The sequence below is a fragment of the Actinokineospora auranticolor genome (genome assembly GCF_041897805.1).
GTDB classification, from domain to species: domain Bacteria; phylum Actinomycetota; class Actinomycetes; order Mycobacteriales; family Pseudonocardiaceae; genus Actinokineospora; species Actinokineospora auranticolor.
Window position 1 is genome coordinate 5,819,078 of record NZ_CP154825.1, and the last position, 15,389, is coordinate 5,834,466.

Genomic DNA, 15,389 nt, shown 5'->3' on the forward strand with positions numbered 1-15,389 from the left:
AAAGTGGGGGCGATGACCCGACTCGACACAGCCGACCACGTGGCGCAGCCGTGGCGGATCCACGAGATGACCGCCGACTTCCGCGTCGAGGACACCTGGGCGTTCCGCACGCCCGGCGCCGGTCCCGACGACTTCCCGACGATGCTGGCGGCGTTGCGCGCTCTGGATTTCGACGGACCGCCGCTGGTGCGGCTGCTGTTCAAGGCGCGCTGGAAGCTCGGGGCGGTGTTCGGCTGGGACCGGGAGTCGCACGGCGTCGGCGGCCGGGTCACCTCGCTGCGGGACCGGATGCCCGGCGACCTGCGGGACGCCCCGCGCGGGCAGGACCGCGCGTCGATGCCGCTGAAGGCGGTGTACGAGCTCGACAACGAGTGCGCGCGGGAACTGGCGAACAAGACCGTGCACACGGTGATGCACCTCGGCTGGGTCCGGCGGCCGGACGGCGAGTACGAGCTGCGGATGGCGGTGCTGGTCAAGCCCAACGGGTGGTGGGGCCGCGCCTACATGACCGCCATCGCGCCGTTCCGGTACCTCGTGGTGTACCCGGCGATGACCCGGCAGTGGGAGCGCGCGTGGCTGAGCAGGTGAAGGCGGGCCGGACCGCGGCCGGTCGGTACGCGGTCGCGGGCGGGATCCTCGTGGCGCTCGGGATCGGGCACGCGGCGCTGGTGCCGGTCCTGGCGTGGCCCAGCGTGCGCGGGTGGGTGCGGGACGGGCTGTGGTCGGTGGTGCCGTTCCCGGGCGGGGGCGGGGGCGGGGCGGAGACGGCGACCTTCTGGTCCGGACCGGGCGGGTTCGCGGTGCCGCTGGTCTTGCTCGGCGGACTGATCTGGCACCTGGGGCGGATCGGCGCGCGGGTGCCCGCGGTGGTCGGGTGGGTGTTGACCGGGTGGGGTCTGGTCGCGGGGATTCTGCTGGGACCGTCACCGTTCTTCGTCATCTCGGTGGCGGGTTTCCTGGTGACCCCCAAAGGTGGGCGGCCGCGTTCCCGGTGATCCCCAAAGGTCCGTGGTGCCGAGAATTGGGGCGTCGCCAGCGAAAATCGATGTGGCCGGTCGACCTCCCGATGACGGCGGTCGGGTGTTTGCGGGTGTGCCGATTCCGGTGCTCGACCGGTGTGGTCGGTCAATGATGTGACCTATCGGCGGCGCTGGGGTTCCGGCTCGACGTAACGGCTGGTCCGGGGCCGATGATGGGACGGCGAACTCTCACGATCGGGGCGCCGCAGCAGGCTTTCGTCACTTTGGGTGCCAGTCGATACACCCAACGCCAGGCGCCATTACTCTTCCGCGTGGTTGCGCTCCGTCATATGGGTGACCGATGATGGGTGGCTCGTCCTGTGATCATTTTGTTGGGCGGGTCGGAATTCCGTTCGCCGCGCGTTCCCTTAGGCTGTGCCCCCCACCGGCAAGACTTGACATGGGGAACCAATGGGAGCGGAGACACACCAGGGCCCGGAAGCCGCGGTCAGGTCCGCTGCGGTGGGTGTACCGAGGGAACGCGGTTTTCGGACCGACATCCAGGCGCTGCGGGCGGTCGCGGTCATGGTGGTGGTCGTCAACCACCTGCGGCCCTCTGCGTTGACCGGTGGGTACGTCGGCGTCGACGTGTTCTTCGTGATCTCCGGGTTCCTGATCACCTCCCACCTCGACCGGGAGATCCTGCGCACCGGGCGGGTTCGGCTGGGGCGCTTCTACGCCCGGCGCGTGCGTCGACTGCTGCCCGCCGCGCTCCTGGTGCTCGTGGTCAGCCTCATCGCGGCGTACTTCCTCCTGCCCTACCTGCGGTGGAAGACCAACGCGCACGAGGCGCTGGCCAGCGCCCTGTACGTGGAGAACTGGCTGCTGGCGGTCAACTCGGTCGACTACTCCGCGTTCACCGCCGTGGCCAGCCTGGCGCAGCACTACTGGTCGCTGTCGGTCGAGGAGCAGTTCTACCTGTGCTGGCCGCTGCTGCTCCTGCTGCTGTTCAAGGTCCGGCGGCGCCGGGCCCAGGTCGTCGGGATCACCGCGATCGGGTTGGCGTCGCTGGCCTTCTGCGTGTTCTTCACGGAGGTGTCGAAGAGCCAGGCGTACTTCGTCACGCCGACCCGGGTGTGGGAGTTCGCCCTCGGCGCGCTCATCGCGCTCGGCGGCACCCGGCTCGTCCTCCCCCGGGTCACGGCGGGCCTCGCCGCGTTCGCCGGACTGGCGATGATCTGCGGGGCGGCGGCGCTGTTCGACCACTCGACGCCGTTCCCCGGGTACGCGGCCCTGCTGCCGACCGTCGGGACGGGGCTGGTGATCCTCGCGGGCAACGGCGGCGAACGCCAGTGGCACACCGCGTTGAGCGCGTCCGCGCCGGTCCAGTTCCTCGGCGGCATCAGCTACTCGCTGTACCTGTGGCACTGGCCGCTCGTCGTCCTCGCGCCCTTCGCCCTGGCGGACACGCTGGACAAGGGCGCGCTGCGCGGCTTCCACCAGGTGGGGATCCTGGTGGTCGCGATCGTGCTGGCCTGGCTGTCCAAGGTCCTCGTCGAGGACCGGGGCATCGCGCTGGGCGCGAAACTGCGGACGGGGGCCAACTTCGCCGCCATGGTCGCCGGGATGGCCGCGGTCGCCCTGGTGGCTGGCCTGCTGGTGTGGACGTACGACCGGCACGTCACGCAGGCGTCCGAGGAGCGGCGGGTGGAGCCGACGCACTGCGCGGGCGCGGCGGCGATGGCGGCGGGGTGCGAGAACCCGTACGGCCCGGCCCGGCTGCCGATCGGTGTGGACGACGCCCCGTGGCGCGCGGGGCTGGGTGTCTGCGACTACAAGAGGATCCTCCCGACCGACGGGGAGACCGCGACCACCGCCGTGTGCGACTTCAGCGGCCCCACACCGGATCCGACCGTCGTGTGGCTGGTCGGCGACTCGCACGCCGAGCAGTGGCTGGGCGCCCTGCTGCCCATCGCCCGCGCGCAGAAGTGGAAGCTCATGCTGGGGCGGTTGGGCGGCTGCCCGTTCGCCAAGATCCCGTACGTCGGCTTCGAGGGCGGCGACGACCGTCGGTTCGCCGAGGGCTGCATGCAGTGGGTCGACGACATCAACGGGCTGATCCGCGCGGACCGGCCCGAGCGGGTGTTCGTGTCGTTCTACGCCCGCAGGCAACTGGCCCACGACAAGCGGAACCTCTCCCAGGTGGACTACTACCGCGAGGGCACGGCCCCCTTCTGGCGCGAGTGGACCGGCTTCGGCGCGAAGGTCCACGTGCTGGCGGACCCCCCGCTCAACGGCGCGGTCCGCGCGCCGGACTGCGTCGCCCTCAACCCGCGCGACCCGCTCACCTGCGCGGTCGACCGCGCCGACGCCCAACCCGCCGACCCCCTCACCGAGGTAGCCCGAACAACCCCCGACCCGGACGTCTCGCTCATCGACACGACCGACAGCTTCTGCGACCCCACCAAGTGCTACGCGGTCATCGGCGGCGTCCCCGTGTACTACGACGCGAACCACATCAGCCTGCCGTTCGGGCGGTCGCTCAGCCCGGTGGTCGCGGCGAGACTGGGCCTCTCGACCGACTAGCGCGTCGAGCTCGCACTCCCCCGCGTCCTGGACCACCGCCCGCGGGGTTCGCTGGGAGTGGGGCTCGGGCTCAGTCGTCGGGTTCGCGGGGTGGTGGCTCGTCGGGTGGCTGGTTCGTGATGGTGATGGACGCGATGGGGTGGCGGGCCACCAGTTCGGCGGCGATCGCCAGCCAGCGTTCGTTGTGCATGGCTTTGGCGACCGTTTCGAGTTGGCGGGTGGTGTCGGCCAGTTCCGGCCAGTGTCGGCGGCGGGCGTGGAACTCGCCGAGGTGGTGCAGGACCCAGGCTTGGCGGTTCAGGTCGCCCAGGGTTCGACCCAGCTCCAGCGAGCGGCGCAGCGCCGCCTCCGCTTCCGCCCAGCGTTCCACGTCGGCGAGGGCGTCGGCCAGGTAGACCAGGATCCAGCCGATCTCGCGGTCGCCGTGGTCGGCGCGGTCGTGGTCGAGGGCGCCTTGGAGCAGGGCCACCGCCTCGGTGGGGCGGCCCGCCGCGCGGTAGGCGTTGCCGAGGTGGGTCGAGGCCCAGGCCTCACCCGTCCCGTCCGCGCGGGATGTGGTGGCGGCCAACGCTTCCGAGATTCTGGTGATCGCCTCGTCCGGGTGGCCCATGCGGGTCAGGGCGATGCCGTAGTGGGTGAGGGTCCAGCACCGTTCGACGTCACTGCCGGGCAGGGCCAGGGCGCGTTCGTACAGGGCCGGGGTCTCCGCCGTCCGGCCGTCCTCGACCAGCACCATACCGAGGTATACCAGCGCGAAGCGCTCGTCATCGGGTTCGCCCGCTCCGCGTGCCGCGTCCGCCGCGCGGCCGAGCACGTGGGCGGCCTCCCGCAGGAGACCCCGGTAGCGGAGGAAGTCCTGCACCGCCATGGCGAGTCGGAACGCGGGAGTCCAGGCCTGGAGCCGGAAGGCCGATTCCAGGGCTTCCAGGACGTTCGCCGACTCGACGTCGAACCACCTCAGTCCCGCGGCGGTGGGGCACTCCTCGTTCAGCGCGTTGTCGCGGTGTTCTTGCGCGCGGGCCCGGCACCACTCGACGTGCCGGAGCGCTACCTCGTCCCATACCTCCGGGGGCTCGGACCGCTCGGCCTCCTCGCGCGCGTAGAGGCGGAGCAGGTCGTGGAACCGCAGTCGGTCGGGTGTCGTCCACTCCAGCAGTTGCTGTTCGGCCAGTTCCCGCACGGCCTCGGTCAACTCGGGGCCCGCCATGCCGAGCGCGGCCGCCGCCGCGTCCTCGGCGAAGTCGGCTCCCGGGATCAGGCTCAGCAGGCGGAAGCAGCGCTTCAGCGGTTCCGGCAGCGGGCCGTGGCTCACGGCTATGCTCGCTCTCACGCTCAGGTCACCCGCGCGCAGGACAGCGAGTCGTCTGCTCGCGTCGGCGAGGTCGCGGCGGACCGCGGTGGTCGATCCGAGCCTAAGCTTCACGCCGACGATCCGCAGGGCGAGCGGGAGGTGGCCGCACAGCCCGGCGAGGTCGTCGAGGGCGTCGGCGGTTCTGCTGGTGCGCCGCAACAGTTCCGTGGCGGAGGCCGGGTCGAACTCCTTGAGTTCCACGAACTCCGTGCCCGCGAGGCCCTGCATCGGTTGCCTGCTGGTGACCAGCACGCGTGCTGTGCCGGTTCCGGGCAGCAGTGGGCGGACCTGCCGCTCGGAATGCGCGTTGTCCAGGACTACGAGCGCCGGTTTGTCCCAGAGTGCCGCTCGGTACAGGTCTTCCCGCGCGCCGAGGTCGGACGGGATGTCGCGGGCCGAGACACCGAGCACCAGCAGGAACCGGCCTAGTACGGCCGCGGGGTCGACCGGGTGCGCGTCGGCGCCGCGGAGGTCGACGTAGAGCTGGGCGTACGGGAACCGCTCGCGCACCAGGTGCCCGATGCGCACGGCGAGGGTCGACTTCCCCGTTCCGCCGGTCCCCCACACGCAGACGACGTTGCTTCCGTTGTCCAGCAAGGCGGTCAACTCGGCGACTTCGCGCGTGCGGTCGGTGAAGTCGGGGATGTCGGAGCGCAGCTGGGAGCGGCTCGCCCGGACGTAGCCGTCCATGGCGTGGATGTGCACGTCGCCGTAGATGTCCCGGGCCTGGAAGACGACGTCGGCGGTACCGACGAAGCTGTTGGCCAAGCGCCCTGGTTCCTCGGCTCCCGGCTCGACGCTCATGCCTGGTGATCGCCCCGGCGGCTGATCGCGCTACACCCGTCCGTCGGGTAGGTGGTTTCGCGGTCGAGCCCGGTGTAGGCGGCGATGGTGAGGGCGGCGAGGGCCCGGACGAGGGCTTGGAGGGTCCAGAGGAGGTGCGGGACAGAAGGTGGACAACCCGGTCGGAACCTTTCCGACACCGGTGTGCCCATTGCTAGACTTCTTCGGCACTTGAGCCTAACTCCGGGGCGTGCCCATGGCGCTGTACAGCGAGTTGTCCGGGGCGATCGAGCGCGGTGAGGCCGAGCGGGTTGTCGGCTGGGCGCGTTCGGCGCTGGGTGGGGTCATCGCGGGTGATCTGGCGGTCGACGCGGTTCGGCACCCACTGGGGTTTCTGTGCTTGCCCGTCTACCGGCACGGGGACGCGGGGGTGTGCGTGCACCTCTGGCAGCCGGGGCGGGGGCACGAGCGGCCCACGACCTCCCCGACCCACTGCCACAGCTGGGAGTTGTCCAGCTGGGTGCTGGTCGGCGGCTTGCGCAACCAGACCCTGGTCCTCGACGACGCCGGGCCCGTCACGCACCGGGTGTTCCGGGTGCTCAGCGGCCGCGACGGCGACTCGATCGAGGCCACGGACCGGTTGGTGCGGGCCGAAGTCGTCACGGACACGACGCACCGGGCGGGTGAGCGGTACTCGTTGGCCGCCGGGGTGTTCCACGAGACCGTGGTCCCCGACTCCGCGAGCCTGGTGGCCACGGTGGCCCTCGGCCGGACCGCGCCCGGTGCCGCCGACCTCTCCCTCGGCGGGCTGCGGACCACCAGCCACCGGGTGCGCAGGCAGCTCTGCGGGCGCGCGGAGACCGTTTCGGCCGCCACCGCCGTGGTCACCTCGCTGGCGCACCGGGTGTGACTAGGTCACCAGGAGGGTGGCGACGGTCGCGGCCAGGGCGACGACGGCGAGGCACGCGCTCGTCCACACGAACCGGCCCATGGGGACCCGCACGCCCGCGGCGGTGCAGCGCTCGTACCACAGCAGCGTCGCGAGCGAGGCCCACGGCGTGATGATCGGCCCCACGTTGGTGCCGACCAGCAGGGCCAGCAGCTGGTTGTGGTTGTCCACCGGCACAACCGATTCCCCGGCGACGTACGCGGGCAGGTTGTTCACCAGGTTCGACAGCGCCGCCCCCGTCCCGGCGGCCCTCGCCGCGCCCTCCGCGCCGTCGGACGACCCGATGAGCGAGTGCACGATGTCGGACAGGCCGTGCCGGTTGACGGTCTCCACCACCAGGAACAGCCCGATCACGAACACCAGCAGCCGCCACGGCAGCAGGGCAGGCCGCAGCGCGGAGCGGCGGCGCGCGGCGAACGCGACCACCAGGATGCCCGCCGCCACCGACGACGCGATCCCGATCGGCACGCCGACCAGGATCCCGGCCACGAACAGCAGCACCGCGGCCCCGGCCACCCGGAACAGCACCGGGTCGGCGGGCACGTGCCGCGCGGGCACCCGGTAGCCGGGTTCGGCGCGCCGCCAGTAGCAGATCCAGAGGAACGCGGCCGTCACGACGATCGACGCCAGCTGCGGCAACCACATGCGGGCCGCGAACTCGGCGGGCGCGAGCGCGACCCGGTTGGCGGCCAGCAGGTTGGTCAGGTTCGACACCGGCAGCAGCAGGCTCGCCGTGTTCGCCAGCCACACCGTCGTCATGGCCAGCGGCAGCGGCGCCACCGCCAGCTTCCCGGCCAGCGCCAGCAGCACCGGGGTCAGCAGCACCGCCGTGGTGTCCAGGTTGAGGCCCATGGTGGTGCCCGCCGCGAGCGCGACGCACAGCAGGAACAGCAGCGGGTAGTGGCCCCGGGCGAGGATGGACAACCGGGTCGCGACGACGTCGAACACCTCGGCGGTCGCGGTCAGCTCGGCGAGGATGATCACGCTGCCGAGGAACAGCAGCAGCGGCACCAACCTGGTGACCGTGGCCGTCGCGTCGTCGTACGGCAGTGCCCCGGTGAGCACGCAGACCACACCCACCAGCAGCAACCCCAGTGCGATCCAGTCCAACACGTGGAGTCTGCGCAAACCGTTGGACATGCGCGTCATGCTGCCACACGGTGCGCGGTGTCACCGGAAAGGGCTATCCCTTTCCACGGATGTACCAATTTGTATCCCGCGTTAACACGAATGTGGCAACACGACCTCCCGGGAAGCGGTGCCCACCGGAGTTCCGGCCCACTACCCTGACCCGCGTTTCCCCTCCGGCGGAGAGAGAGCCCATGGAGACAGTGGATATCGTCGCGGTCCTGCCCCCCGAGCTCAACCGCGCCGCCATAGACCTCAGCGGCATGCTGACCGCGCGGATGCGCGAGCAGGGCCACCCGTCGTGGTTCCGGCTCGGCGACCCGCTCGACACCGGTGGTCCGTGCGAGCCGCACGTGTCGCTGTTCATGCTCGCCGTTGACCGCGCCGAGATCCCCGAGGTGGTGGCCGCCACGCAGTGCCTCGCGGCCGAGCTGCCGCTGCTCGCGGCCCAAGGCGAGTACTACCGGCACAACCCCGTGGGCGCGCCGGAGCTGTACTTCCGCAAGAGCCGCGAGTGGATCGACCTGCAGCGCGCGGTGGTCGCGCGCGTGGAGCCGTTGCGGCGCGGCAGGCTCCGGGAGACCGACCCGGCGGGCGAGCGGATCACCGGGTTGATCGCCGACCCCGGGCAGGACCGGGTGCGCCGCGACCAGCTCACCCGCTACGGCTACGACGAGATCACCGACGTGTGGGACGGCGGCGCGGCCGACCGGTTCAACCCGCACGTCACCCTCGCCTGGCCGATCGATCCCGATTTCCGCGTCGATCTCGCCGAACTCCCGCCGGCAGCGGAGTTCGCCGGTGTGTTGCCCGGTTTGGCGGTATACGGGATGAGTCCGCACGGGACGTGCACCGCTTTGTTCGGCACCGCCCCTTTCGGTGTTTCCCCGATCGGGGGATCTAGCGGCGGGAATACGACAGGTAGGCTCAACAGCCATTCTTCGCGCGCGAGCGGCGGAGAATAACCGGGCAGGGGCGGCGCGGCACCCCTGCCGCTGTCCGCCGACCTGTGGGAGGCCCGGTGCGCGAGGTCGAGTCGGAACCGGCGGCGCGGATCGGGCGGGCCCGCGAGCGTCGCGGGTGGACGGTCGCCGAGCTGGCCGCGGCGTGCGCGGGCCTCGGCTCCCCGCTGGACGCCGAAGCGCTGGCGGACCTGGAGTCGGGTGCCCGGGCGGCCACGCCGGACGACCTCACCGCGCTCGCCGCGGCGCTGGGTGTCCCGGTCGCGGAGCTGACCGGCACCGCCGTGCCCGCGCAGCGCGCGCCGGTGCGGGGGCCGCGCCCGCCGCGGTCGGGGCCGGTCGACTTCTTCATCAGCTACTCGCTGCTGGACGAGGAGTGGGCCACCTGGATCGCGCACGAGCTGGAGGCCGCCGGGTACGCCGTGATGATCCAGACCTGGGACTTCGTCCCGGGCACGCACTTCCTGGACTTCATCGACCGGGGCATCCGCGAGTCGTCCGCGGTGCTCGCCGTGCTGTCCCGCAACTACCTGGAGTCCCGCTACGGCCGGTTGGAGTGGATGGCGGCGCTGCAGGCCATGCACGACCGGCCGGAGACCAAGCTGCTGGTGCCCGTGCGGGTGGAGAACGTGTTCCCGCAGGGCCTGCTCGCCCCGATCACCTTCGTCGACCTGGTCGGCATCGACGACCCGGCGGCGGCCCGGGCCCGGCTGCTGCACCGGCTGGAGAACGCGCTCACCGGCCGCGCCAAGGCGGGCAGCCCGCGGTTCCCCGGCGCGCCGCCGTCGTCGGAGCGGATCCCCGAACCCCGTCGGGGGACCACGTTCCCGCCCGCCGCCGCGCAGGCCACGCGCCACGAGCTGTCGGTGTTGCAGGTGGCGGCGCCGAGGTTCGGGCTGGACGGCGGTGCCGACCCGGTGGCGCGCCTCGCCGCGCTCGACGCCGGTCTGGCCCGGCTCGGCGCGGCGGACCTGCCCGCGCCGGACCTGGTCGTGGTCAGCGGCAGCCTCACCGAGTCCGGGACGCGGGAGCAGTTCGAGCAGGCGTTGAGCTTCCTCACCGGGCTGCGGTCGCTGGTCGGCGTCGAGGCGAACCGGCTGGTCATCGTGCCCGGCGCGGGCGACATCACGGTGCCCGCGTGCGAGGCGTACTTCGCCGACTGCCGGGCCGACGGCCTGACCCCGGAACCGCCGTACTTCCGCAAGTGGCGGCACTACCAGCGGCTGCACGGCGAGCTGTACGCGGGCGTGGACGCCCCGGTGTTCGACGCGAGCCAGCCGTGGTCGCTGGTCGAACTGCCCGACCTGCGGGTCGTCGTCGCCGCGCTCACCTCGACCATCACCCACACCCACCTGACCCCGGGCGCGCCCGGTGAGGTCGGCGCCGAGCAGCTGGACTGGTTCGCGGGCGCGCTCGCCCCCTTCGTGGAATCCGGGTACCTGCGGATCGGGGTCGTCGCGCACGCGCCCGCCACCGAGCCCGCCGGGTGGGCGCTCGCCGACACCGCGGCGCTCGACTCGACCATCGGCGGACAGCTCAACCTGCTGCTGTCCGGCCGGGGCCCCACGAACCACGACAGCGCCCCGCTGCCGTCCGGTCTCACGGTCGTGTCCCCGGCGGAGGGCGCCTGCCTGGCGCGCCTGACCCGTACCGGCCTCGACAACTGGACCCTGCCCCGCGACGGCGGCCCCGAGCGCGTCGAGCGGATCGAGCGGACCTGGCACGCGGCGGACCGGACCTTCGCCGCCGACCAGGACTCGGGCCCGCGGCTGGGGCGCGAGCTCGTCGTGGAGGAACCGGCGGAGAGCCCGGCCGACCGGTTGTTGCGCCGCGTCGCCGAGGTCGTCGAGGTGCGCTACCCCGGCGCGCGCACCCGGCGGCTCCCCGGTCGACCGCCGGTGCTGCGCGTCAGCTACCGCGACGGCGACCTGGTGCCGCAGTTCCTGGTCGCCGTGCTGGTGGGGCAACCGACCGCCGACGACGTGGCCGAACTCGTGCGCGTCCGGCAGCGCAACAACGAGGAACTGACCTCCGAACTGGTCTACCAGGGCAGGCACCCCGGCGTGACGCTGCGCGCGGAGGCGGCGCGCGACGGCGTCCGGGTCCGCAGCTTCACCGAGTTCCAGGGCCTGCTCGACCTGCGCGACTACGTGGCCGCGCAGACCGAGCGCCTCCGGCAGGACCGGGTGTACCCGCCCGACCTGTACGTCCAGCAACGGTTCCGCGAGACCGCGGGCACCGCGGCCTCGGACGCCGCCGTGCGCGACAACGTGGTGGCCGAGCTGGTGGACCTGCTGGCGGGCGACGAGGGCCGGTTCGTGCTGCTGATGGGCGACTTCGGCCGGGGCAAGACGTTCGCCATGCGCAGGCTCGCGATGACGCTGCCCACCGCGCTGCCCGGCGTCACCCCGATCCTCATCGAGCTGCACGCGCTGGACAAGGCGCACAGCGTCGACGGGCTGGTGGCCGCGCACCTGGCCAACCACGGCGAGTCCCGGATCGACCTGCGCGCGTTCCGCTACCTGCTGCGCCAAGGCCGGATCGTGCTGCTGTTCGACGGGTTCGACGAGCTGGCCAGCCGGGTCAGCTACGACCGCGCCGCCGACCACCTGACCACGCTGCTCGCCGCCGCCGAGGACCGCGCCAAGATCGTGGTCACCAGCCGCACCCAGCACTTCCAGAACGACGCGCAGGTCCGGACCGCGCTGGGCGAGCGGGTCGGGGTGCTGGCCCAGCGGCGGATCCTGCTGCTGGAGGAGTTCACCCAGCGGCAGATCGGCGACTTCCTGCTCAACCGGTTCGACGGCGACGCCGACCGGGCGCGCGAGCGGGTCGACCTGATCGGCCGCGTCGACGACCTCGGTGGCCTGTCCCGCAACCCGCGGATGCTCAGCTTCGTCGCCGGGTTGGCGCCCGAGCGGTTGGCCGCCGTCGCCGCGCGCGACTCGATCAGCGCCGCCGGGCTCTACCAGGAGATCCTGACCTCGTGGCTGCGCTTCGAGCACGACCGCGCGCACGCGGAGGGCGCCCCGCCCTCGCTGTCGGTCGACGAGCTGTGGTCGGCGGTGACCACGCTGGCGCTGCGCGTCTGGGAGTCCCACGACGTGCTGCTGCGCCTCGACGACGTGGCCGAGGTCGCCGAGGCGCTGAGCGGGTTGGCCGACGCGCCGCTGACGCCACCGCAGGCCGCGCACGCCCTCGGCGCCGGGAGCCTGCTGGTCCGCACCGACGACGACATGTTCGGCTTCATCCACAGCTCGGTGATGGAGTGGCTGGTCGCCAAGGAGATCGCCCGCGTGCTGGCCGAGACCGGCCGCTGCGCGCTGCTGGGCAGGCGCAAGCTCTCCCAGCTGGTCGTCGACTTCCTCTGCGACCTCGGCGACGCCCGGTCGCTGGGCGCGTGGGCCGCGCGACCGGCGGGCGACCCGGTGTCGGAGGCCAACGCCCTGCGGATCGGCAACCGGCTGCGCATCCCGGCGAAGTCCGACATGCGCGGCGCCCCGCTGCGCGGCGAGGACCTGTCCCACCGCGACTTCAGCGGCGTCGACCTCACCGACGCCGACCTCACCGACGCGCTGCTGATCGGCACCAAGCTCAGCCGGGCCACGCTGCGCGGCGCCCGGCTGCGCGGCGCCCGGCTCGACCGGGCGGTGCTGCGGGACGCGGACCTGACCGGCGCCGACCTCACCGGCGCCCGGCTGCTGGAGACCGACCTGCGCGGCGTGGTGGTCACCGGTGGCCGGTGGGCCCGGGCCGCGCTGATCAACGTGGCCGCCGACCCGGGGCTGTTCGCCGCGCCGGAGCTGCGCGGGGCCGCGGCGGCGCCCGGTCGACCGGTGCTGACCGGGCTGCGGCCCGCGGGCGTCGGCGTGCAGTTCGGCTTCGAGGACGGCCGGTTGCCGCGCCCGCTGGCCTACCACCCGGACGGCTCGCTGCTCGCCGTGGGCAGCGGCGACGGCGGCGTGCTGGTGTGCGACCCGGAGAAGGGGCTGCCGCTGCGCACCCTGAAGGGGCACCTGGACCGGGTGTACGCGGTCGACTTCGGGGTGGCCGCGCTGGTCACCGGTTCCGCGGACGGGTCGGTCCGGTACTGGGACCCGGCCTCCGGCGCGCCCGGCGCGGTGCTCACCGACCACGCGGCGCCGGTCTGGCCGCTGCGGCTCTCGCCGGACGGCGCGCTGGTCGCGTACGGGGACGGCGCGGGCGTGGTCCACGTGCGGGACGTGCCCTCCGGGGAACCCCGCCACCGGCTCGCCGGGCACGGCGAGCGGGTCTGGACGCTCGCCTTCCACCCCGACGGCGGGCTGCTGGCGACCGGCGACGAGCACGGCGTCGTGCGCGTCTGGGACCTCGCCTCGGGTGCGCAGCGGTACCGGCTGGAGACGCCCGGCTCCGTCTACACGGTCGCGTTCAGCCCGGACGGTCGCCTGCTCGCCGCGGGCGGTCGCCCCACCGGGGTGTTGCTGTGGGACGTCGAGACCGGTGAGCGGGCGCACCGCCTCGAGGGTCACTCCGGGTCCGTCTACTCCGTCGCGTTCCACCCCGATGGCGAACTCCTCGCCAGCGGCGACACGGTCGGCTCCGTGCGGCTGTGGCGGCTGACCGGCGCGGGCGCCCCCACCTCCGAGGCGCTGCGGTACCGGCACGGGCCCGCCGTGTACCACCTGGCGTTCAGCCCGGACGGTCGGCTGGTGGCGGGTGGCGACAGCGACGGGACGCTGCGGGTCTGGGACACCGGGACCCGGCAGGAGCTGCACGAGGCGCACGCGCACCGCGGCGCCGTGTGGCCGTTGGCGTTCCGGGCGGACTCGACGCAGCTGGCGACCACGGGCCGCGACAGCGCCGTGCGCGTCTGGGACCCGGTGAGCGGCAGGCAGCGGTACGAGATCCACGGCCACGGTCGCCGGGTGACCCGGGTCGACTTCAACCCGGCGGGCGACCTGCTCGCCGCCGCGGGCAACGACGGCGTGGTCCGGCTGTGGGACCCGCGCACCGGCAGGCAGGTCAAGACGCTCACCGGTCTCGACGACCAGCTCACCGGTGCCGTGTTCAACCCCGTCAAACCGCTGCTGGCCACGGCGAGCAACGACGGCGGCGTGCACGTGTGGCAGCTGAACAGCTGGCGCGCCGACCAGGAGCTGGAGGTCGAGACCGACTACGTGTGGGCCAGCGCGTTCGCCCCCGACGGCGACGTCCTGGCCACCGCGAACGACGACGACACCGTGCGGCTGTGGTGGCAGGCCACCGGCCGCGAGGTGCTGTCGCTGGGGGAACACCGGGGCCGCGTGCGGGCCATCGCGTTCAGCCCGGACGGCACGAGGGTCGCCACCGGCTGCGACGACAGCAAGGTCCGCCTGTTCGAGCGCGCCACCGGCAGGCTCCGCACCGTCTTCGACGGCCACCACGACCGCGTCTACGACGTGCGGTTCAGCCCCGACGGCGAGATCCTCGCCAGCGTCAGCAACGACGGCAAAGCGGTGCTGTGGCGGGTGTCCGACGGCGCGCGGCTGCGCGGGTTCGCCGCGCAGCGCGGGCGGCTGTGGGCGGGCGCGTTCAGCCCGGACGGGCGGGTCCTCGCCGCCGCGGGCGACGACGCCGTCATCTACCTGTGGAGCGTCACCGGTGAGTCGCTGGGCACCCTGGCGGGCCACACCCGCCGGGTGCTGTCGCTGGCGTTCAGCCCCGACGGCGCGACCCTGGCCAGCGGCGCCGCCGACGGCACCACCCGGCTGTGGGACGTGCCCGCCGGAGCGCTGCGGCTGACCATGATCGGCCTGCCGGAGGCGTGGGCGGCGGTCACCCCGGACGGCCGGTACAAGGTCGAGGGCACCACCGGCGGCGAGTTCTGGCACGCCGTCGGCCTGTGCCGGTTCGAGGTCGGCGAACTCGACGCGGTGCTGCGCGACGTGCGGTCCGTACCGCTCGAGGAGCCGTTCTGAGCGGGCGGGACCGGTCAGGACGGCCGGACCGCCGCGACCACGAGGGACCCGCCCAGGGTTGGCAGCACCCGCGCCAGCCACGTCGACCGCGCCTCGCCGAACCGCGTCCGCCACACGACCTGGTTCGACCGCGGCGGGCCGGGGACCAGGCCGACCGACCGCATCCCGGTCGCCAGCAGCGGGTAGGTGAACGGGCGGATGTGCAGGCGCAGGTACTCGTGGAACGGGTCGACCTGGCGGGGCGCACGGCCGAGCAGGAACCGCAGCCGGTCCTGGGCGGGCGCCAGGTTCGGCGTCGTCACCACGAGCACGCCGCCGGGCCGCAGCACCCGGTGGCACTCCCCCAGCAGCAGCGCCGGGTCGTAGACGTGCTCGATGATCTCCCCGGCGAAGATCCCGGCCACGGCGCGGTCGCGGAACGGCAGCACCTCGCCGACGTCGAGGCGGACCGCCGGGAATCCACTGTGGAGCGCGGCGGGCACGGCGTCGCAGGCGACCGGTCGCAACCCGCGCCCGGCGAGCAGCGCGCAGACCTCGCCGCCGCCCGCGCCGAGGTCGAGCACGGTGGCGGCCGCGGGCAGGTGCTCGGTGAGCAGGTCGAGCGCGAGGGTGACGCGCAACCGGTGGTAGCGGTCGCGGAGGTAGCCCGCCACCTCGTCGCCCGCGTACCCGCGGGTGTTCGCGGCGGTCGCCCTGGCCTGGGGTCGGCGCACCCGGCCATGATCGCAGAAG

9 protein-coding genes are annotated in these 15,389 nt (G+C 73.1%); 6 read left to right on the forward strand and 3 right to left on the reverse strand.

Annotated features, from left to right (window positions below; genetic code table 11):
* The first annotated feature begins 12 nt into the window (after window positions 1-12).
* From V5P93_RS25375 to V5P93_RS25385, 3 genes are all read left to right on the forward strand, one after another.
* Window positions 13-588: a DUF2867 domain-containing protein gene (locus V5P93_RS25375; protein WP_104481113.1), complete on the forward strand. Its 576-nt coding sequence runs from the start codon at window positions 13-15 to the stop codon at window positions 586-588.
* Window positions 573-995, forward strand: coding sequence for a DUF6463 family protein (locus V5P93_RS25380; RefSeq protein WP_219824070.1), 423 nt, complete (start codon window positions 573-575; stop codon window positions 993-995). The genes V5P93_RS25375 and V5P93_RS25380 overlap by 16 nt, the downstream gene beginning before the upstream one ends.
* A 486-nt stretch (window positions 996-1,481) precedes the next feature.
* Window positions 1,482-3,545 (forward strand): acyltransferase family protein, encoded by a 2,064-nt coding sequence (locus V5P93_RS25385; protein ID WP_245931484.1) that lies wholly within the window; start codon window positions 1,482-1,484, stop codon window positions 3,543-3,545.
* A 70-nt stretch (window positions 3,546-3,615) separates the two neighbouring features.
* On the opposite strand, the gene V5P93_RS25390 is transcribed toward V5P93_RS25385, so the two are convergent.
* A complete protein-coding gene (locus V5P93_RS25390) occupies window positions 3,616-5,700 on the reverse strand; it encodes a tetratricopeptide repeat protein (RefSeq protein WP_104481010.1) in 2,085 nt (694 codons plus the stop codon).
* A 235-nt stretch (window positions 5,701-5,935) separates the two neighbouring features.
* On the opposite strand from V5P93_RS25390, the gene V5P93_RS25395 reads away from it, so the two are divergent.
* Window positions 5,936-6,589 (forward strand): hypothetical protein, encoded by a 654-nt coding sequence (locus tag V5P93_RS25395; protein ID WP_104481011.1) that lies wholly within the window; start codon window positions 5,936-5,938, stop codon window positions 6,587-6,589.
* On the opposite strand, the gene V5P93_RS25400 is transcribed toward V5P93_RS25395, so the two are convergent.
* Window positions 6,590-7,777: an SLC13 family permease gene (locus tag V5P93_RS25400; protein WP_245931485.1), complete on the reverse strand. Its 1,188-nt coding sequence runs from the start codon at window positions 7,775-7,777 to the stop codon at window positions 6,590-6,592.
* Window positions 7,778-7,950: 173 nt separating this feature from the next.
* Here V5P93_RS25400 and V5P93_RS25405 point away from each other — a divergent pair, with 173 nt between their 5' ends.
* Window positions 7,951-8,721, forward strand: coding sequence for a hypothetical protein (locus V5P93_RS25405; protein ID WP_104481013.1), 771 nt, complete (start codon window positions 7,951-7,953; stop codon window positions 8,719-8,721).
* Window positions 8,722-8,777: 56 nt separating this feature from the next.
* Window positions 8,778-14,657, forward strand: coding sequence for a TIR domain-containing protein (locus V5P93_RS25410; RefSeq protein ID WP_146108185.1), 5,880 nt, complete (start codon window positions 8,778-8,780; stop codon window positions 14,655-14,657).
* A gap of 14 nt (window positions 14,658-14,671) precedes the next feature.
* Here V5P93_RS25410 and V5P93_RS25415 read toward each other — a convergent pair whose 3' ends face one another.
* Entirely contained in the window at window positions 14,672-15,370 is a 699-nt protein-coding gene (locus V5P93_RS25415; protein ID WP_104481014.1) for a bifunctional 2-polyprenyl-6-hydroxyphenol methylase/3-demethylubiquinol 3-O-methyltransferase UbiG, read from the reverse strand.
* Window positions 15,371-15,389: the final 19 nt, after the last annotated feature.

Excerpts from the sequence above, each read along its gene's own strand:
- V5P93_RS25375 (WP_104481113.1), top strand. The coding sequence starts at position 13 with ATGACCCGACTCGACACAGCCGACCACGTGGCGCAGCCGTGGCGGATC.
- V5P93_RS25390 (WP_104481010.1), bottom strand. The coding sequence starts at position 5,700 with ATGAGCGTCGAGCCGGGAGCCGAGGAACCAGGGCGCTTGGCCAACAGC.
- V5P93_RS25395 (WP_104481011.1), top strand. The coding sequence starts at position 5,936 with ATGGCGCTGTACAGCGAGTTGTCCGGGGCGATCGAGCGCGGTGAGGCC.
- V5P93_RS25400 (WP_245931485.1), bottom strand. The coding sequence starts at position 7,777 with ATGACGCGCATGTCCAACGGTTTGCGCAGACTCCACGTGTTGGACTGG.
- V5P93_RS25405 (WP_104481013.1), top strand. The coding sequence starts at position 7,951 with ATGGAGACAGTGGATATCGTCGCGGTCCTGCCCCCCGAGCTCAACCGC.